17 protein-coding genes are annotated in these 17,646 nt (G+C 72.8%); 6 read left to right on the plus strand and 11 right to left on the minus strand.

Translation table 11 applies throughout. From position 1 onward, the window contains the following. Window positions 1–88: 88 nt before the first annotated feature. Window positions 89–871 carry an SDR family oxidoreductase gene (locus ACRX5S_RS22590; protein ID WP_436774856.1) on the minus strand — a complete coding sequence of 261 codons (783 nt, stop codon included), beginning with the start codon at window positions 869–871 and terminating at the stop codon, window positions 89–91. A 119-nt stretch (window positions 872–990) separates the two neighbouring features. Between ACRX5S_RS22590 and ACRX5S_RS22595 the strand changes: the two genes are divergently transcribed. Continuing rightward, window positions 991–1,878 carry an IclR family transcriptional regulator gene (locus tag ACRX5S_RS22595; protein WP_436774857.1) on the plus strand — a complete coding sequence of 296 codons (888 nt, stop codon included), beginning with the start codon at window positions 991–993 and terminating at the stop codon, window positions 1,876–1,878. 49 nt (window positions 1,879–1,927) lie between these two features. Here the strand turns inward: ACRX5S_RS22595 and ACRX5S_RS22600 are convergent, their stop codons facing one another. Next, window positions 1,928–2,062 carry a hypothetical protein gene (locus ACRX5S_RS22600; RefSeq protein WP_436774858.1) on the minus strand — a complete coding sequence of 45 codons (135 nt, stop codon included), beginning with the start codon at window positions 2,060–2,062 and terminating at the stop codon, window positions 1,928–1,930. A 218-nt stretch (window positions 2,063–2,280) separates the two neighbouring features. Here ACRX5S_RS22600 and ACRX5S_RS22605 point away from each other — a divergent pair, with 218 nt between their 5' ends. Next, a complete protein-coding gene (locus ACRX5S_RS22605) occupies window positions 2,281–2,952 on the plus strand; it encodes a hemerythrin domain-containing protein (RefSeq protein WP_436774859.1) in 672 nt (223 codons plus the stop codon). A 112-nt stretch (window positions 2,953–3,064) separates the two neighbouring features. Here the strand turns inward: ACRX5S_RS22605 and ACRX5S_RS22610 are convergent, their stop codons facing one another. After that, window positions 3,065–3,247 (minus strand): hypothetical protein, encoded by a 183-nt coding sequence (locus ACRX5S_RS22610; RefSeq protein WP_436774860.1) that lies wholly within the window; start codon window positions 3,245–3,247, stop codon window positions 3,065–3,067. Between the two features lie 124 nt (window positions 3,248–3,371). Between ACRX5S_RS22610 and ACRX5S_RS22615 the strand changes: the two genes are divergently transcribed. Continuing rightward, complete coding sequence (locus tag ACRX5S_RS22615; RefSeq protein ID WP_436774861.1) at window positions 3,372–3,935, plus strand: CGNR zinc finger domain-containing protein; 564 nt, start codon at window positions 3,372–3,374, stop codon at window positions 3,933–3,935. A 154-nt stretch (window positions 3,936–4,089) separates the two neighbouring features. Here ACRX5S_RS22615 and ACRX5S_RS22620 read toward each other — a convergent pair whose 3' ends face one another. The 7 genes from ACRX5S_RS22620 to ACRX5S_RS22650 all read right to left on the minus strand — a co-directional run bounded on the left by ACRX5S_RS22620 (window position 4,090) and on the right by ACRX5S_RS22650 (window position 12,436). Next, window positions 4,090–6,621: a SpoIIE family protein phosphatase gene (locus ACRX5S_RS22620; protein ID WP_436774862.1), complete on the minus strand. Its 2,532-nt coding sequence runs from the start codon at window positions 6,619–6,621 to the stop codon at window positions 4,090–4,092. Further along, window positions 6,614–7,141: an STAS domain-containing protein gene (locus ACRX5S_RS22625; protein ID WP_436774863.1), complete on the minus strand. Its 528-nt coding sequence runs from the start codon at window positions 7,139–7,141 to the stop codon at window positions 6,614–6,616. The genes ACRX5S_RS22620 and ACRX5S_RS22625 overlap by 8 nt, the downstream gene beginning before the upstream one ends. Window positions 7,142–7,171: 30 nt before the next feature. Then, the gene (locus ACRX5S_RS22630) at window positions 7,172–7,567 is read right to left on the minus strand and encodes an ATP-binding protein (RefSeq protein ID WP_436774864.1); all 396 of its coding nucleotides are present in this window, start codon (window positions 7,565–7,567) and stop codon (window positions 7,172–7,174) included. Between the two features lie 31 nt (window positions 7,568–7,598). Beyond that, window positions 7,599–8,555, minus strand: coding sequence for a SigB/SigF/SigG family RNA polymerase sigma factor (locus ACRX5S_RS22635; protein WP_436774865.1), 957 nt, complete (start codon window positions 8,553–8,555; stop codon window positions 7,599–7,601). A 321-nt stretch (window positions 8,556–8,876) separates the two neighbouring features. Beyond that, entirely contained in the window at window positions 8,877–9,305 is a 429-nt protein-coding gene (locus tag ACRX5S_RS22640; protein ID WP_436774866.1) for a response regulator, read from the minus strand. A 132-nt stretch (window positions 9,306–9,437) separates the two neighbouring features. Further along, window positions 9,438–10,706: a PP2C family protein-serine/threonine phosphatase gene (locus tag ACRX5S_RS22645; RefSeq protein ID WP_436774867.1), complete on the minus strand. Its 1,269-nt coding sequence runs from the start codon at window positions 10,704–10,706 to the stop codon at window positions 9,438–9,440. Continuing rightward, window positions 10,703–12,436, minus strand: coding sequence for a sensor histidine kinase (locus ACRX5S_RS22650; protein WP_436774868.1), 1,734 nt, complete (start codon window positions 12,434–12,436; stop codon window positions 10,703–10,705). The genes ACRX5S_RS22645 and ACRX5S_RS22650 overlap by 4 nt, the downstream gene beginning before the upstream one ends. Before the next feature lie 253 nt (window positions 12,437–12,689). Here ACRX5S_RS22650 and ACRX5S_RS22655 point away from each other — a divergent pair, with 253 nt between their 5' ends. Further along, entirely contained in the window at window positions 12,690–13,136 is a 447-nt protein-coding gene (locus ACRX5S_RS22655) for a response regulator (RefSeq protein ID WP_436774869.1), read from the plus strand. An 83-nt stretch (window positions 13,137–13,219) separates the two neighbouring features. Here ACRX5S_RS22655 and ACRX5S_RS22660 read toward each other — a convergent pair whose 3' ends face one another. Continuing rightward, window positions 13,220–14,002 carry a flavodoxin family protein gene (locus ACRX5S_RS22660; RefSeq protein ID WP_436774870.1) on the minus strand — a complete coding sequence of 261 codons (783 nt, stop codon included), beginning with the start codon at window positions 14,000–14,002 and terminating at the stop codon, window positions 13,220–13,222. Window positions 14,003–14,202: 200 nt separating this feature from the next. On the opposite strand from ACRX5S_RS22660, the gene ACRX5S_RS22665 reads away from it, so the two are divergent. Both ACRX5S_RS22665 and ACRX5S_RS22670 read left to right on the plus strand, forming a co-directional pair. Then, the gene (locus tag ACRX5S_RS22665) at window positions 14,203–16,182 is read left to right on the plus strand and encodes a hypothetical protein (protein ID WP_436774871.1); all 1,980 of its coding nucleotides are present in this window, start codon (window positions 14,203–14,205) and stop codon (window positions 16,180–16,182) included. 595 nt (window positions 16,183–16,777) lie between these two features. Further along, window positions 16,778–17,503 carry a hypothetical protein gene (locus ACRX5S_RS22670; protein WP_436774872.1) on the plus strand — a complete coding sequence of 242 codons (726 nt, stop codon included), beginning with the start codon at window positions 16,778–16,780 and terminating at the stop codon, window positions 17,501–17,503. Window positions 17,504–17,646 lie beyond the last annotated feature (143 nt).

The following is a 17,646-nucleotide window of genomic DNA, read 5'->3' on the forward strand; positions in this document are numbered from 1 at the left end:
GTGGCGCCGGGGCCGAACGCGGAAGCCGGCCACCGTGCGCCGCGGACGGAGGGCGCACGGGTGCCGGCCCGCGTCCGGCCGGTTCCGGTCAGCGCATGAACTCCCCGGCGTTGACGAGAAGCGTCTGCCCGGTGATGCCGCGCGCCCGGTCCGACGCGAGGAACACCACGGCCTCGGCGGTGTCGCCGTCACTCGCGAGGTACGGCAGCGCCATCTTCTGCTCCAGGTCGGCCAACACCGCCTCGCGCGACACCTGTTGCGCGGCGGCCATGTAGCCGAGGTACGCCTCGACCGGCGGCCCGAGCATCCACCCCGGCGACACGGTGTTCACGCGCACCCGGTCGGGGCCGTACTCCTGGGCGAGGTAGTGCGCGGCGGTCCGCAGCGCGGCCTTCGAGGCGGAGTAGGCAAGTTGCGGGTGGTCGACGACGACCTTCATCTCGACCTGCGAGCCGACGAAGACCACCGCGCCGCCCTGCCGCCGGAGGGCCGGCATCGCGGCCTTGGTCATCGCGAGGCTGCCGACGAGATTGGTCTCCAGGACCGCGCGCAGGTCCTCCCAGGACGTCTGCTCCAGGCCGCCCGCGACGGTGTCGAGCGCGGCGACGTTGAGCAGCGCGTCGATGCCGCCGAACCTCTGGACGGCCAGCTCGGCGAGCGCCTCGACCTGCGCGTGGTCGGTGATGTCGGTCTTCTGCCAGGCCACCCGGGCACCGGACGGGTCGATCTCCTCCGCGACGGCGGCCAGGTTCTCGGTGCGGCGCGCGCCCAGCACCAGGTTGGCGCCCTCGCGGGCGGCGGCCAGGGCGATCTCCCGGCCGAGCCCGGGACCGGTTCCGGACACGATGACGGTCTTGTCGGCGAGCAGCACCGGCGGCCTCTTCTCCGGGCAGTCCTGCCCTGGTACATATATGGAATGTGGAATTCGAGGACGTGTGATGCCGTGCAGGTAAGCACAGCCTGCGCCAACCATCAAGGGCCCGAGGGGATATGACGGGACGTCAGTCGCCGCCCACGGAACGCGTCCTGGCCGTGCTGAGCCTGCTCGGCGAGGAACCGCACCGGCGTCTGACGCTCACCGAGATCAGCGTGCGGCTCGGCCTCAGCAAGCCGACGTGTCTGGGGATCCTCGCGGCGCTCACCGAGGCGGGCTTCGCGACGCGGGACGACGTCAAGGCGTACGGCCTCGGCCCCGCGCTGCTGCGCCTCGGCTGGGCCGCCGAGACGGGGCTCGCGTCGCTGGACATCGTCCGGCCGCATATCCGGCGCCTGCACGAACAACTGGGGCTGCCCTGCGTGTTGGCCGGACTGCACGAGGAATCACTCGTGGTGCTCGACCGCGTGGGGCGCATCCCCGTCGGCGACCACCGCGACATCGTCGGCGAACGATTCCCCTGCACGCCGCCGCTGGGGCTCACCAACACCGCGTGGCGCGACGACGAAGCGGTGCGGGACTGGCTCGCGCGTCCGCCGCTGGTGCCGATCGCGGTCACCGAGGAGCGCACCTGGGCGCTGGTCCGGGCCGCCCGCGAGCGCGGCTACCTCGTCGAGCGCCGTACGGGGGAGGACACCGCCACGCCGACGATCGTGCTGGCCAATCTGGAGGTCTCGGGTCTGCCGCGGCCCGTGCGCGACGTGCTGCGCCGCCACATGCCGCCCGCCGAGTGGGCCGAGTACACGACCGAACTCCCGGACGACGATGCGGAGATGGTGCCGCTCGCGGCCCTGAGCGCGCCGATCCACGACCGGCTGGGACGGCAGCGCTACACGCTGACTCTGCTCGCCGACCGGGCCCAGGCGCCGGCGGGCGTGTGCCGGTCCTGGGCCTCGGCGCTGACGGCGGCCACGGCGGCCGCGACCACCGCGCTCGGCGGCTGACCGCGGCTGTGACGCCGACTGGGAACGGCTGAGAACGACTGACGTCGGCTCAGCAGCGGCTCCAGGGGCCGGAGACGGCGAACGTCCGGCCGACGTCCGACTGCATGTCGACGAACAGCGTGTCGCCGTCCGGTGAGCAGGCCGCCCCGGCGAACTCGGCGTCGGCGTCCCCGTCCGGCGTCACCGGCCGCGCGATGTCGACCCGTTCGACGATATCGAATCGACCCTCTCGCGGCGCCCCGGAAACTTCCGCCGTGCCACGTCACATTCGCGCCCAGCGGTCCGTCAATGCAGTGCCGGACCGCCCGCCAGGCACCCAGGCGGACCGCAGGCGCCGAACCGACGAACCGACGATCCGTCGGACCCGACGATCCGTCGAACCCACGAGCCACGGAGGAAACGATGGCTTTCAAGAACGACATGACGATGATGTTCGTGATGCACGACGCGCTGCGCCGCGAGCTCGAGCGCATCGCCCGCATTATCGAACGCGGCGGCGACGACCCGCGCGTCATCCTGCACACCGCCGCCGGGTGGGGGATGTTCAAGCGCTACCTCCTTGCCCACCACGCAGCCGAGGACGACGTGCTGTTGCCCGAGGTGCGCAAGGCGCTCGCCGACCGGCCGGACGACCTGGCCGTGATCGACGCGATGGAGGAGGAGCACGCGGCCGTCGACCCGGGCGTGGCCTTCTTCGACGTGGCCATCGCGGACCCGGAGTCCGGGGCGGACAAGCTCGCGATGATCGTCGACCGCCTGGTGGCCGGGCTCGGCGGCCACCTCACGCACGAGGAGGATGAGGCGCTGCCCCTCATCGACGAGGTGGCGGGCCCCGAACTGCTCGACCGCTTCGGGGCCGAGCACACCCGGCGGCTCGGCGCCGAGGTCCCGGTCTTCCTGCCCTGGCTGCTGGACGGTGCCGATCCGGCCGCGGTGGCCGCCGTGACGGGGCGGCTTCCGGCGACGGTGCGGTCCGCGTACGCGACGGTGTGGGCGCCCGCGTACGCCGGATCGGGAATCTGGGTGCCGGGCATCGAGCCGGGTGCTGCCCCCGCCGCGCCAACTGCGGGCTGATCACGGATCGTTCACGGGTTCTGCCGGGCGCCGTCCGGAGTGCGCCCGGTCGTTCGGCGCTCGGGCGGGGTGCTCCCCGCCCGAGCGCGGGCCGTCGCGGGGGTGTCCGGGGTCAGGCCGCCGAACCTCCGGTGCCCAGGGCCAGGAGTGGCGCCAGGGCTGGTTCGGCCGGGCCTCGGGCCAGGACCTCGGTGTCCTCGGTGTGCGTCGGTGCGGCCAGGCGTACCGCCACGCTGCCGCAGGAACAGCGCGTGTAGACCACTTCGCCCTCGGAGGTGCGGTGCCGCGAGATCACGTGCTCACGCGGTCCTTCGGTCCGTCCGCAGACGCCGCAGCTCGCCACGATGGCCACCCCTTCGACGATCGGTAATACTTCTCGTACGGGTAAGTCCTTACCGACCAGACTAAGTAAGGGTTCAATGGACGTCAACGGTTACCGAAGCGACGGCGTCGGCGCCGCCGTCGCGCTGGTGAATTTCTGGACGGTCGACAACGCGTCGCCGGACGCCCCGCCGGTAACCGTCGAGGCGTTGCGCGCCCTGCTAGCGCCCTTCTCGTTCCTGACCCGCGACCTGCGTGCCGCCGAGGTGGCCCCGCTCGCCGCGTGGAGCACGGAGCTGCGCGGCGTCTTCGCCGCCGACGACCTGGAGACGGCCGTCGGCCTGGCCAACGGGCTGCTGGAGCAGGTCACGATGCGGCCGCGGCTCGTCGACCACGGCTACGGCCTGCACGTGCACTACGCGCCGTCCGGAGTCCCCTTCGCCGAACGCGTGCGTATCAACACCGCCATCGGCATGGCCAACCTGCTGGCCGACTACGGCATCGAGCGGTCGGGCGTCTGCGCCGCGGACCGCTGCGAGCGGGTATATGCCGACACCTCGCGCAACGGACGCCGCCGGTACTGCTCCGAGGCCTGCGCCAACCGCGCCAACGTGGCAGCCCACCGGGCCCGCAAGAGGGCGGCGTCCGGCACGGAGGACTGACCCGCCCCGCGCCCGCGCAGAACGGGCAGGCGTCACCGGCAACTCCCGTGCCCCTGTTGGAGCGGCAGCCCGTCGCGGGTGTGGACCGCTGCCGCGACCGGCCCGACGAACCCTGCGGCGGTACGCGGGCAACCGGCGGGACGACCGCGCCCGGTCAGCCCTTCCCGGCCGCGTGCGGGATCTGAAACCCGATCAGGCAGGTGTCGTCCTGCGGATTCGGCGTGCCGAGGTGCCGCATGACATGCGCCACGCACGCGTCCAACTCGCCGTCGCAGCTCTCCCGCACGGTGCCGACCAGCCGCGACAGGCCCCGGCCCAGATCCGCGCCGCGGTGCTCGACGAGGCCGTCCGTGTACATCAGGACCATGTCGCCCGGGGACAGGTCCACGACCGCCGAACCGTACGCGGCACCCGAACTCGCACCCAGCACCATGCCGAAGGGCGTCTGCAACACCCGCGGCGCGCCGTCGCGCACGTGCAGCGGGGGCAGGTGCCCGGCCTGTGACCACGTCATCGTTCGCGTCCGCGGATTCACCAGTGCGCAGATGACCGTCGCGATGTAGTCCGAACGCTGGTGGCACACCATGCGGTTCAGCCACGTGAGGATCTGCGCCGGCTCCGCGCCGGTGTAGGCCATACCGCGAAGTGCGTGGCGCACCTGGGTCATTCCGGCGGCCGCGGGCAGGCCGTGGCCCGACACGTCGCCGATGGCGACGAGCATGCGCCCGTCCGGCAGCGTGACGCGGTCGTACCAGTCGCCGCCGACCTGCGCGACGCTCTCCGCGGGCACGTAGTGCGACGCGAAGCGCATCACCTCGGGATCGGACGGCGGCGGGACGTCGATGATGGCGCGTTGCAGCAGCGTCACCGCCTCGTGCTGGGTGGCGGTGCGCCCGCGCTCCTCCTCCAACTGGTCGCGGGCGTCGGCGAGTGCGGCCTGTGCCCGGCGCCACGCGGTGACGTCCTGGAGGACGCCGCGCAGCGCCAACACCTCCTCGCCGTCCGGATCGCACACCGCCTCGGCGGCGGCACGCACCGTGCACGGCCTGCCGTCCGGCCGGTTGACGCGGAACTCCAGGGTCTGTGGCCGGTGTTCGGTCAACAGCTCGTGCAACACCGCCCGGAGGGTCGGGAGATCGTCGGGGTGGACGGCCTCGGCGAGCGCGGCGAGGCCGGGCGTGCCGTCCTCGTGGTCCAGGCCGACGATGGCGAACATCTCAGGGGACCACACGGTTTCGCCGGTGCCCATGTCGTGCTGCCAGGTGCCGAGGTGAGCCAGCCTCTGCGCCTGCGCGAACTGCGCGGCGCGGCGCTCGTCCTCGTCGTGGATGCGCCAGCTCAGCAGGACGCCGTCGAGGAAGCGCACGGCCCGCAGGGTCATCGTCGAGGACCGCAGGTGGCCGGACACCAGCTCGATGAACTGCTCGGCCTCGCCCTCGTACGGCGTGCCGGTGCGCTGCACGTCCAGCAGTTGGCCGAACACGCCGGACACCACCATGCCGGGGTACAGGTCGGTCATCCGCCGCCCGACGACGTCGGCGCCGGTGCGTCCGGCCAGGTCCACGGTCGCGGCGTTGGCGTAGTCGATGCGGAAGTCGGTGACGCCGTCGGACTCGGCGTCGCCGTCGCGCACGGGGGCCAGGATCAGGACCGGGTCCAGCAGCGCGTCGAGCAGTGCGCGGAACCACATCTCGTCACCGGACACCGCGCCGCCCGATCCGCGCGCGGTGCGGCGGGCGCCCAGGCGCGGCATCGCGCCGACGCACAGTTGCGCGAGGGCCGACAGGAAGGCGGCCGAGCCGCTCACGTCTTCGGCCGCCTCCGGCCAACCGACCGCCAGGGCACCGCTCGTAGCTCCGTGCCGGTCCACCAGCGGGACCACCCAGAGCTGCTCACCGGGCAGCAGGGCCGCCTCGACCTGGGGGTAGCGCTCGGCGAACGCGGACCGGTCGGGCAGGTACAGGGGTTCGCCGCCGTGCACGACGTCGGTGAGCGGCACCGACGTCTGCGGGGGTATTCGGCGCCACTGGCTGGCGACCTGCGCCGGAACGCCGTACGTCCCCGCGAGGCGCAGCGCGCCGTCCGGTTCGAGCAGCGCGATGGCCGCCATGCCGGCGCCGGTGCCGGTCAGCGCCTCCTCGCACAGCAGCCGGGCGATGTCGTCGCCGCCGTCCGCGGTCTCCAGGGCGGAGGCGACGAGGTGGTAACGCGCCGCCTCCTCGGACGACAGGTCCAGGGGCGTGCGCGGGGCCTCGGTCCGTTCCGCCCGTTCCGCCCGTTCCGCGGCCGGGCGCACGCGGGCGGGCGGCACCGCGGGCGGGGGCCCGGTTGGCGCGGGTTCGGTGGCGGGCGTCGCGGCCCGGGGGACCGGCGGCGACTTGCGCGGCGAGCTGGGCGGCGCGGCCACCCCCAGAAGCCCCGCCGCGACTTCGGCGAGCTTCATGTTGGTGTTTTGCGACAATTGCGCCAAGTGTCCGAAGGCCTCGTCGGCGCCGCACCCCATGCGTGCCATCAGCAGGCCCTTCGCCTGCTCGATCACGGCACGCGAGCGCATGGCACGGCGCAGCCCGTCGACCTCGGCGCGCAGCCGGTCGACCGTCGCGGTCAGCGTCGCGGCCTCGGACGTGGCCGACCACGCGGAGGCGGGTCGGCGGGACGGGGAGCGCGGTGCGGTCGGATCAGTCACTGCACGCCGACGTTACATCGGGGAACGCCGGCAGCAGCGGTGCGACCTGGGTCACTTCGAGCAGCCGCAGGACGAGGTCGCCCGGTCCGGCCAGGCGCAGTGCCCCCCCGGCCTCGCGCAGGTCGCGGGACACGCCCAGCAGCAGACGCAGGCCGGTGGAGTCCATGAACTCCACGTCCGCGAGGTCCAGGACGACCCGGCGGGGGCCGGGCGCGGCGAGCGAGCGCACCGCCTCCGCGAACAGCGGGGCGGAGTAGAAGTCGAGGTCGCCGCGCACCGGGACGACGGTCCAGCCGCCGCGCTCGATCACGCTGTCCGGGTCCACGACATGTTCGCCGCCTTCTGCTCCGTCCTCGAATCCGTCGTCGAATCCGTCTCCGAACCCGGTCGCGAAGCCGTCCGTCGATCCGCCTGTGGAACCGCCCCCGAACCCGTCCGTGAGCCCGCGGACGGGCCCGTCCCCGCGCCCGACCGCGGGCCCGTCGTCCCGCCTGTGATCGTTCTCATACCGCTCCGCCATGCGGCTCCTCCCCGGGTGGGCCCGTGCGCGTCATCCTCCCAGCGGGACGGATGCCCGGACGATCTTGCCACCGGGAACCGGCAGCACGTGGATGCCCTTGGTGAGGCGCGCCACGATCCACAGCCCGTAGCCGGGCGGGTGGCGCCGCCGGGCGGGACCGAGCCGGGACGACCCGGAGTCCCGCACGGCGACGTCCACCGATTCCGATGCGACCGCGACGCTCAGGCGGCACGGCCCGGGCGCGTGGCGGCAGGCGTTCGCCACCAGCTCGCCCACCACCATAAGGACGTCCCGTGCGGTGTCCGCCGCGATCCGCGGGATCCGCTCGGCGTCGGCGAGGAAGCGATGGGTCTCCTGCCGCGCGCCGCGCACGGACTTCGCGGATCCGTCGAGTTCGAGGACGAGTGTCTCGGGCGTCTGCTGCATCGGCATTCTGCGGATTCACGCGCGTGCCGGACTACGCGGCTCGGTGGAGCGCGCGGGTGCGGGGCATGGGGTCGGCCTCCAGTTGGCGGCGCAGCCGCGTCAGGGTCGTGTTGAGAATCCGCGATATGTGCATCTGCGACACGCCGAGCTCCTCTCCGATCTCACGCTGCGTCAGATCCTGCCAGAAGCGCATTTCGAGGATGCGCTTCTCGCGCTGCGGAAGCGCGCTCAGCAGCGGCCTGACCGACTCGCGGAAGTCGACGAGACCGTACTCGGCCTCGTCGTAGCCGAGCAGGTCGGCGAGCGGGGTGCGGTCCCGTCCGGAGCCGTCGTTCCCGGACGGCGCGGCGTCGATTGAGTCGACCAGGTACGCGCGCGACGCCTCGCGGGCCTCGTTGACCTCGGGGACGGTCATGTCGAGGCACGCGCCGATCTCGGGCGCGGTGGGCTCCCGGCCGAGGTCCTGTTCGAGCTGGTCGACGGTGCGGGTCACGGCCAGGAAGCGCTCCTGGAGCGTACGGGTCACGTGCACGCCCCACGAGGTGTCCCGGAAGAACCGCTTGATCTCCCCGGAGATGGTGGGCAGCGCGAAGGACGCGAACTCCGAGCCGCGGTCGACGTCGTAGCCGTCGATGGCCTTGAGCAGGCCGACCGTGCCGGTCTGGAAGATGTCGTCGTACGCCGCCCGCCGCCGCGCGAAACCGCGCGCGACGTAGTGCACGAGAGCGGTGTTGAGCTCGACGACCGTGCCGCGGACCCGGCTGTACTCGTCGGATCCACGGTCGAGCCCGTGCAGCCGCCGCAGCAACTGCTCGGTGAGCCTGCGCACCTGCATCTTGTCGAGCGACCGCATCTCCTCGCGGGACGGCAGGTCGGCGCGGAACCGCGGGGTGGTCGCGGTGGATGCGGTGGACGCGCGGGATGTGCGGGACGCGGTGGATGCGTCGGACGCGTTGGACAGGGCGACGGCGCTGGTGGGCGCGGACATGTTCGGCTCCTCAAGAGTCCGAAGACCCACGGTCGGGCGCGGTCCGGCGCGCCGCGTGCGGCGGCTGGGCGCCGGAATGCGCGCACGGCGCATCCGTGGGTGAGGGCTTCGCCGTACGCCCGGCTTCTTCAGGCGGACGAGCCCCGGCACGTGTCGCGTGCCTTGGCGGGCGGCACCTGTACCGCCCTGGTGGTCGGGCCCGTTCGGCGGGCGCGGTGACCTGACAAGGCCATACCCAAATCGCCGGGCCAAAACTCCGTCACCGCGGGAAATCGCGCGCCAACTTCCGCGACCCGCCGGTTGGTTCGCTGGGGATCCCGGTCATTCGGGAGTATTCGGACTCACCGCGGTGTCCAGGAAGAACGTGTCGATACTGCGTACCGCGTGGGTGAAATCGTCTAGATTCACCGGCTTTGTGATGTACGCGTTGCTGTGGTTCCGATACGCCGCGGCCACATCCTCCGGTGCGCCCGACGTGGTGAGCACGACCGTCGGGATCACCTTCAGATCCTCGTCGTTCTTGAGGTGGTGCAGCAGTTCGCGGCCGTTCATGCGCGGCATGTTGAGGTCCAGCAGGATCAGGTCGGGCCGCGGCGCCGTCGGGTCGTTGAGGTGTTCCAGCGCCTCGACGCCGTCCGACACCTGGGCGATCCGCCGGGGCGTGCCGCCGTCCCGCAGCGCCACCTCGATCAGCAGCGCGTCCGCGACATCGTCCTCGACCAGGAGGATGTCGAACGGTCGTCCGGCCATCGGGAACTCCACTCGCCACGGGTCAACGGTTCATCCACAGTAGGTGCCGTCCGAGCGGTACGACAACGTCCGTTGCCGTACGCGCGAGCGGTCACGGGGTGTTGCCGCGCCGCCGCGGCGTGCGCCGCGCCGTCACCGGACGCGTTCCGCGGGCCGCGTCCCCGGCGCCGACCAGGCCAGGTGCAGCACCGCGAGGTCGTCCGCGTGGCGGCCCGCGTTGAGATTCTGCGCGGTCGTCACGAGGTGGTCCAGAAGGCCGTCGGCGTCGGACGCGGCGGACTCCGTCACGAGGTCGATCAGGCCGGACGTGCCGAGGCGCCGCCGCCCGCGCCCGGTGTGCCCCTCGATGAGTCCGTCGGTGTAGAGCAACAGGGCCTCGGCATCCGGCAGACGCGACTCGGTGGGCCGCCAGACCCCCTGCCCGGGCATGATGCCGAGGGCGATGCCGAGCGCCGCGTCCATCTCGCGTGCGGTGCCGCCCTCGCAGACCAGCGGCGGGTGGTGGCCCGCCAGGGTGACGGTCGCGAGGTCGGTCCCGGGGTCGAGGACGACGGTCGCGCAGGTGGTGAACATGTCCGAGCGCGGCCGTTCCGCCACCAGGACCTCTTCGAGCAGGCCCATGAGTTCGACGCCCCGGTGGCCCGCGAGGGTCAGCGCGCGCCAGGTTATTCGCAGCAGTACGCCCAGCGCCGCCTCGTCGGGGCCGTGGCCGCTGACGTCCCCGATGACCGCGTGCACGTGTCCGTCCGCGGTCTGCACGACGTCCAGGAAGTCGCCGCCCAGCAGCGCCCGCTGACGGCCCGGCAGATACCGGCTGGTGACCACGACTTCGGGCGCGCGCAGCAGGGGGGCGGGCAGCAGGCCGCGTTCGAGGCGGGCGTTCTCCTGCGCGTGCATGCGGTTTTCGAGCAGTTCGGCGTTGGCGTGCTCGGCCTGCTTGCGCTGGATGGCGTAGCGCAGCACGCGGCTCAGCAGGTCGGGCTCGACCTGGCCCTTGACGAGGTAGTCCTGCGCCCCGCTGGCCACCGCCTGCGTCCCGGCGCGCGACTCGGCGAGGCCGGTCAGCACCACGACGGCGGCGGTCGGGCAGGCGTTCTGCACCGCGCCGACGGCGGGCACCCCGGAGACGTCGGGCAGGTGCAGGTCGAGCAGGACGAGGTCGGGAGCCTGCCGGGCGATCTCGGTCAGGGCGTCGGCGAGCGTCTTCTTCCAGCGCAGGACGGGTTCGAGCCCGGTGTCGGCGATCAGTTCCTCGACCAGCAGGGCGTCGCCGGGGTCGTCCTCGACCAGCAGGATGCGGTACGGGGGCTCGGCGGCGGTGGCTGCGGCGGGCGCGGGCCGGGGCGCGCGCTCGGGGGACCGGTCCGTCCGGTATGCGGGGTCCGGCTGGGGGCCTGTCACGTCCGGCCTCCGTCTCGATCGTCCGCGGTGGTGTGTCCGGTGGCGTTCTCGGCATCGGCCCGGTGGTCGGGAACGGCGCCGTTCTCGTGCTCGGTTTCGTGCTCGGTCTCGTGGTCCGTCTTGTGCTCGGTCTCGCGGTCGGGATCGGCGCCGGGCGTGTCGTCGGCCGGGTCGTCGAGTGCGTCGTCGGGAGCGTCCGCCACCGGCAGTGTGAAGGTGATCCGGGCCCCGGGGGAATGCCCGGGGGCGACCTCGATCTCGCCGCCGTGGAACTCCACGATCTTCTTGCACATCGCCAGCCCGATACCGGTGCCCGGGTAGGCGTCCTTGGCGTGCAGCCGTTGGAAGATGACGAACACGCGCTCGGCGTACTCGGGTTCGATGCCGATCCCGTTGTCGGTGACCGCGAACTCCCACATCTCGCCGCTCTGGGCCACCGAAACGTGCACGTGCGAGGGCACTTCGGGGTCGCGGAACTTGACGGCGTTCGACAGCAGGTTCTGGAACAGCGTGGTCATCTGTGTCGGGTTGGCGGTGAGCGTGGGCAGCGGATCGTGGGTGACGGTGGCCCCGCTCTCCTCGACGGCGAAGCTCAGGGTGTCCGCGACGCGGCCGAACGTCCGTTCCAGGTCGACCGTTTCGTGGTCGCCGTCGGTGCGGCCGACGCGTGAGAAGGCCAGCAGGTCGTTGATGAGCGCCTGCATCCGGTTGGCACCGTCCACCGCGAACTCGATGTACTGGTCCGCCCGCTCGTCCAACTGCCCGGCGTAACGCCGTTGCAGGAGCTGGCAGAAGCTGGCCACCTTGCGCAGCGGCTCCTGGAGGTCGTGCGAGGCGACGTACGCGAACTGCTCCAACTCCGCGTTGGAGCGCCGCAGATCCTCGGCCTGCTCGTCCAGTTTCGCGCGAGCCCGGAGGGTGAAGTCGAGCTCGGCCAGCAGGCGTCGGCGCATGCCCTCGACGTCCAGGGCGAGTTGCTGGAGGTCGGCGGGGCCACTGGCCTGGATGGGGTGGTCGAAAGCGCCGCGACTGACGGTGCGTGCGTCGGCCGAGAGGCGTTCCAGCGGGAGCGTCACGCCGCGCCGCAGGCCCTCGAACACGAGCGCCGCGAGCACCACGATGACCATGCCGATGGCGACGAAGATGGCGTTGCGGCGTTTCGCCACCTCGTCGAGGTCGCGGTTCGCGGCTCGGAGGGCGTCCTCCAGGTGCCGCTGCTGCACCTCCGCGGCGGCGCGTACCGCGTCGAACTGCGGTTTGCCGGACTCGACCCGCTCGACCATGTCCGGTCCCATGTCGGCCGGTTCGGTCCTGGCCACGTGCCGGGCTATGTCGGCGTGCCAGCGCTCCGTCGCGCCGAGGACGGCGGCGAGGTCGGCCCGTCCGGCCGCGTCGTCGTGGAGTACGCGCTCCAACTCCACGACCGCGGACTCCTGTTCCTCGATGCCGCGCATGTACGGCTCCAGGTAGGAGAGTTGGCCGGCCAGCGCGTACCCGCGTATGCCGGTCTCCTGGTCGAGCAGCGCCTTCTCCAGGCGCAGCGAGGCTATGAGCGCGGGCGAACTGCGCTCGGTCAGCTGATCGGTGACCTCCGAGGCCCGGTGCAGGACCCAGGCGCCGAGGGCGCCGAGCACGAGGAGGACGGAGAGCGCGGCCATGACGCTCGTCATGAGCCAGCGTCTGGTCGTCCACGACCGACGCCCGACCCCGCGGCCGTGGAACCCCTTCATGCGCTGACCCTCCCTGTCCCGGCTGTCCGCCGAGGCGTGGGACGCCCGCGCGGCGCCGGACAGGATACCGGGACGGCTGACAACAGTTGTTGTCTGGTGGTGAACTCGCGGCCTACTCTGTCCGTCGCCCCGGAACGTCCCGTGCGCGCCCGCGGGGTCGGCCGAGGGTTGGCCAGGGGGGCGCCGCGGACGGGACACTCCGCGTACGATCCCGGCACGCACCGCACCGTCGCGAAAGGACCCGAGCGCTCCGATGCCGCCCCTCATCGCCCCGCACGGCTACGACATCCTCCTCGTCGAGGACGACGCCGCCGACGCCGTCCTGATCCAGGAGGCGCTGCGCGAACGCGACACCCGCACCATCACCCGGGTGACCGACGGCGTGGCCGCGCTGGAATACCTGCGGAACCCGTCGACGACGCACCCGGACCTGATCGTGCTCGACCTCAACATGCCGCGCATGAGCGGCCGCGAGCTGCTCCACGTGCTCAAGAACGACGACGAGTTGAAGGCGATCCCGGTCGTGGTGCTGACCACGTCGGGGGCTCCGGAGGACGTGGCGGCGTCGTACCGGAACCACAGCAACGCGTACGTCACCAAGCCGATGAACCTCGACGACTTCGCGCGGGCGGTTCGCAGTATCGACGACTTCTTCCTGGAGACGGCGACACTTCCGGCGCAGGCTCGGCCGCGGGACTGAGGGGGCGGCGGGGCGCCTTGTCGGCGGCGCGGTCCGCGGTCCCCGCGGTCAGCGGTCGGCGGTCCGCGGTGCGCGGTGCGCGGTCAGCGGTACTCGGGGTTCTCGAAGTCGAAGCGCGCGCCCGTGTCCCAGGCCTGGCGCTGGTTGCCGTACGCCGGAATCCCGCCCGCGTCCTTGAGCATCCGGGCCAGGTGCAGGAGGTTCCAGGTCATGAACGTGGTGTTGCGGTTCGTGAACTCGTTCTCGGGGCCGCCCGATCCCTCGTCCAGGTACGAGGGGCCGGGGCCCGCCTCGCCGATCCAGCCGGCGTCGGCCTGCGGCGGGACGGTGTAGCCGATGTGCTGGAGGCTGTAGAGGACGTTCGACGCGCAGTGCTTGATGCCGTCCTCGTTGCCGGTGACGAGGCAGCCGCCGACGCGTCCGTAATAGGCGTACTGACCCGCCGAGTTGAGTGCGGCCGAGCAGGCGTAGAGGCGTTCGATGACGCGCTTCATGACCGAGCTGTTGTCGCCGAGCCAGATGGGGCCGGCGAGCACGAGGATGTCGGCGGCCATGACGCGCTCGTACAACTCCGGCCACGCGTCGGACTCCCAGCCGTGGCCGGTCATGTCCGGCCATACGCCGGTGGCGATGTCGTGGTCGACGGCGCGGAACTCGTCCACGGCTACACCGTGTTTGCGCATGATGCGCGTGCTGATCTCCACGATGCCCTGGGTGTTGCTCACCTCGGGGGAGCGCTTGAGGGTGCAGTTGACGAAGAGCGCGCGGAGGTCGTCGTAATGGGCGGGCGGCGTGTTCGGGGGCGAGGCGGCGGACGGGGTGGGGCGGGCCGTCTGCGCCGGTGAGGCCGCGGATCGTTCGGTCATGATCCAACTGTGGCGCGGGGTGCCGGAGTTGTCGCGGTGAACCGCCCGTGCGGCACGGGGCGCCACTCGCGCGGTCCAACTAACAGGATTGTCGTACGCGTTGGTGACCCATTCGGGCGGCGCTCGTTGCCCAGCGTGGCGGCGGAGCCGATCGCGCGGTCCGCCGCCCGGACGACGGCGCGGGCGGAGGGGTGGCAGCGATGCACGACGGGAGTACGCGGGGGCGGGACGGGGAGGCCGGGGCGGAGGCGTCGGACGCCGACTCGTGGCGGCGCCGCGTCGTCGCTCGCGGGCGGGCGCTGCGGGCGCGCGGGCCGGGTGGTGCGGGCGTGCGCGGGACGGAAGCCGTCCTCGTCCGCCACTACGCGGAACTGACGCGTACCGCCTATCTGATCCTGCCGCCGTCCGACGGGCGCCACGGGCGCGTGCTCGCCGCGCACGGCGTCGTCCAGGACGCGCTGCCGACCCGTACCGCCGAACCGCTGGACGAGGACGGACTGCGCGCCCGCGTCGTGCGAGGCGCCCTCCGCTACGCAGCGCGGCGGCGGTTCGGCCTGCTGCCCCGGGTGTGGGGTCTGCGGTTCTTCACCGCGACCGCCGATCCCGACGCGCTCGCGGTGGAACGCGAGGTCGCCGCGCTGTCGCCGATCGGACGGGCCGCGTACGCGCTGCTCGTCCCCGCCGAACTCGACCCGGACCGCGTCCGCGCCATCCTCGCGCTCGCCGATGCCGCGGACCCGGCGGGTGCGGTGGCGGAGGCGTCGCGGGCGGGGGCCGCGGCCCCCGGGTCGGGGCGTCCGGTCCGCGAACTGGTCGACGCCGGGCCGCTGGACCCCTGCACGGTGCGGGTGAGCTCATCCGACCTCCTCCGCCGTCGGCGGCAGCGGTACGCGGGGGCAGGCGCGATCGCGACCGCACTCGCCGTCGCGGTGTCGTCGGCCGTCCTCGACGACGGCGACAGGAGTCCCGGCGTCGTGGGCGGCGGCGAACGTGTGGCACCGGCGGCCACGCCCGCGGCGCCGCCGGTGCGCGTCGCGCCGGACGCGTGGGCGTCCACGACGCGGCTCGACTTCGCCGTCTGGAGCACGCGCGGCTCGCTCGCGGGCGACGTGGCGCTCGCGGAACGCGCGGTGCGGGCGTGGACCGCGCCGGACGCGGGGCTGACGCCGCACATCGAGGTGCGCACCGACCCGGGGCCGCCGGTCGGTGTGCCGCGGATCCTGTTCGCGGGGGACGTCGGCGGCGAACGCGTCGTCCTGCTGGCCGACCCCACGCGCCTGGCCCGCTACACCGAGGCGGGAGTGGTCCGTACGCTCACGGTCGGCGCGGCCGACGACTCCGACGCGCGGTCGGCGTCGGCGGTCGTCCTGACGCGCGACAACGACGGCGTACGGCTGCTGCTCGCACCGTGGGTGACGAGCGCTCAGGTCCGCGACCTGCGCAGCCCGGAGGCTCCGCCGCGCCCCCTGACGATCGATCAGAACGGCGTCACCTCAGCGGCGTTGCTCGACGTCGCCGACTGCGCGAACGTCAACGTCCTGCAACTCCGGGCGACCCGCGCGGCGGACGGCAACCCCTACCTGGTTTCCGACCTGGGCGGCCTCGCCGCCACCCACCTGACCTACATGCCGCCACCGGAGTTCACCCACACCGGCCGCCCCGCCGAGGCGGCGTCCAGCGAACGCGCCCTCAGGGCCTGGTCGTTGACCGCGTGCATGCTGGCCGACCTGCGCGGCTACGGCCTCCGCCTGGTCAACAACTGGGAGTTCGCGCACTTCGCCCTCCCCGACGCCCCGAACGGTGAGGCCACCTGGTCCTGTCTCCACGGCTTCGACCGCGTGGGCGGCGGCACCGTGAACGTGGCCTTCACCCCGCCCGGCGCCGACGCCTCCGCCACCCGCACAGTAGGAGTCCTCCGGGACGCCCCCCTCTGTAGCCGCTCGGGCAACGACGTCGTGGGCTACACCTGGTGGCAATCGGGCACCGGAGCCTGGTTCCTCGTTGCGGCAGGCAGCCGCGACATCACCGCGATCTCCGCCACCGGACCCCTGACCGCCACCGCCGAGGGCCGCCAATTAGTACTCCCCGTCCCCCCAACCGCCCCCACCGGCCCCCCGCCCCAAATCACCGCTCAAACCAAGGCAAACCCCAACATCACTGCCCCCGCACCCGTCGAGTGAAGGTGCCGGGGCCGCTCCCCGGCAATCCGAAAGAGTGGCGGAGGGTCACTGCGTCCCGCGGGCAGGTCGCCCGCCCAGACCAGAGCCCCTATCGCGCCGCCCCCACATCCCCGGTGCCGACGGCGTCCTTCGGCCCCCCGGAAGAGCGCTGGAGTCCACCGCGTTCGACCGCCGCGCTCCCCGCGGGAGCCGGCCACTCGACCTCGCCCGCCCGGCGTCCCGGTCGCACACTTCGTTCGGACGCGGGATCCACTTCTGCATCGGGGCCCAGCCGGACCGACCACCCCCGCCGACATCTCGGCAAACATCGTCCTGATCAACTTGCCCCGGTCCGGAAGCTGCTGGGAAGCCGACGACGGCCGGTGCATGATGCGCTTGTGGCCGACGCTGGAAGGGAGGCCGTGGGGCGCGGCGTGCGGAGCCGCGGGCTGGACGGCGAAGCCGGTCTCGGCGAGACGTCGGGACAGATGTCGCGCGGTCTCCGCCGGTGTCATGGACGACTCCCGGATCGGGCCCGTCGTCCCGGCGTCGACACGATGGCCGAATGAAGTAGCCGGAGACCAACGTATTCATCAGGTGGACAGGAGCAATCGGTATGCGACCGACGGGTGTCATATTCGCGGCACTGGACTGCGACGCCGACGTGATCGAGGACTGGAACCGCTGGTACGACCTGGAGCACACACCGCCGAACCTCCTCCTGGACGGCGTTCTCCAGAGCAGGCGGTACGTCGCGCCGCCCGCGCTGCACGAGGCCCGGATCGCCGCCGAGGGATCGCCGTTCGCGGGCGGCCGGTCGACGTTCCTCACCGTCTACACGCTCCTCGGCGACCCCGTCGCGGCCTTCCAGGGCATGACCGGACTGCGCGACGTGCTGGTCGAGGCCGGGCGCATGGAGTTCCCCGCCGACAAGAAGGCGGTACGGGACGGCGACGTGTTCGCGACCGTCGCCGGCACCGGTGACGACGCCATCCGGCTGCCCGCGGACGAGGTCGCCTTCGTCGGCCACACCGGCATCGTGGTGACCCAGCGGCGCGGCGGCGCCGAGGCGGCCCGCGCCCGGGCGGCGCGGCTGGTGGCGCTGGACGGCGTGCACGGCGTCTGGACGCTCGCCTCGGGCACGCGCGACGGGCTGGAGCTCGACATCGTGTTCGTCGAGGGCGACGAAGCCGAGACGGCGCGGCGCCTGCGCGCGGCCGAACCGCACGACGCGGCGACAGAGATCGTGGTCGACGCGCCGTACCGGCTGATCGATTCGCTGCGCTACCCGTGGGCGGACGAGATCCGGGCGTCGGACCTGCCGGCGAAGGTAGGCGGATGAGAGTCCGCGACTGAGGGTCCGCGGCCGAGGGGCGGCTCGCGGCCCGGGGGGGGGGGGGGGGGGGGGGGGGGGGGGGGGGGGGGGGGGGGGGGGGGGGGGGGGGGGGGGGGGGGGGGGGGGGGGGGGGGGGGGGGGGGGGGGGG

This window comes from Yinghuangia sp. YIM S09857 (assembly GCF_051388915.1).
Classification (GTDB): Bacteria; Actinomycetota; Actinomycetes; order Streptomycetales; family Streptomycetaceae; genus Yinghuangia.

What these genes read in the sequence shown, in the direction of transcription:
- ACRX5S_RS22640 (WP_436774866.1), bottom strand. Translation starts at nt 9,305, where the DNA reads ATGGCCGGACGACCGTTCGACATCCTCCTGGTCGAGGACGATGTCGCG.
- ACRX5S_RS22615 (WP_436774861.1), top strand. Translation starts at nt 3,372, where the DNA reads ATGGACGTCAACGGTTACCGAAGCGACGGCGTCGGCGCCGCCGTCGCG.
- ACRX5S_RS22650 (WP_436774868.1), bottom strand. Translation starts at nt 12,436, where the DNA reads ATGAAGGGGTTCCACGGCCGCGGGGTCGGGCGTCGGTCGTGGACGACC.
- ACRX5S_RS22630 (WP_436774864.1), bottom strand. Translation starts at nt 7,567, where the DNA reads ATGCAGCAGACGCCCGAGACACTCGTCCTCGAACTCGACGGATCCGCG.
- ACRX5S_RS22595 (WP_436774857.1), top strand. Translation starts at nt 991, where the DNA reads ATGACGGGACGTCAGTCGCCGCCCACGGAACGCGTCCTGGCCGTGCTG.
- ACRX5S_RS22635 (WP_436774865.1), bottom strand. Translation starts at nt 8,555, where the DNA reads ATGTCCGCGCCCACCAGCGCCGTCGCCCTGTCCAACGCGTCCGACGCA.
- ACRX5S_RS22660 (WP_436774870.1), bottom strand. Translation starts at nt 14,002, where the DNA reads ATGACCGAACGATCCGCGGCCTCACCGGCGCAGACGGCCCGCCCCACC.
- ACRX5S_RS22655 (WP_436774869.1), top strand. Translation starts at nt 12,690, where the DNA reads ATGCCGCCCCTCATCGCCCCGCACGGCTACGACATCCTCCTCGTCGAG.
- ACRX5S_RS22670 (WP_436774872.1), top strand. Translation starts at nt 16,778, where the DNA reads ATGCGACCGACGGGTGTCATATTCGCGGCACTGGACTGCGACGCCGAC.
- ACRX5S_RS22665 (WP_436774871.1), top strand. Translation starts at nt 14,203, where the DNA reads ATGCACGACGGGAGTACGCGGGGGCGGGACGGGGAGGCCGGGGCGGAG.
- ACRX5S_RS22605 (WP_436774859.1), top strand. Translation starts at nt 2,281, where the DNA reads ATGGCTTTCAAGAACGACATGACGATGATGTTCGTGATGCACGACGCG.
- ACRX5S_RS22625 (WP_436774863.1), bottom strand. Translation starts at nt 7,141, where the DNA reads ATGGCGGAGCGGTATGAGAACGATCACAGGCGGGACGACGGGCCCGCG.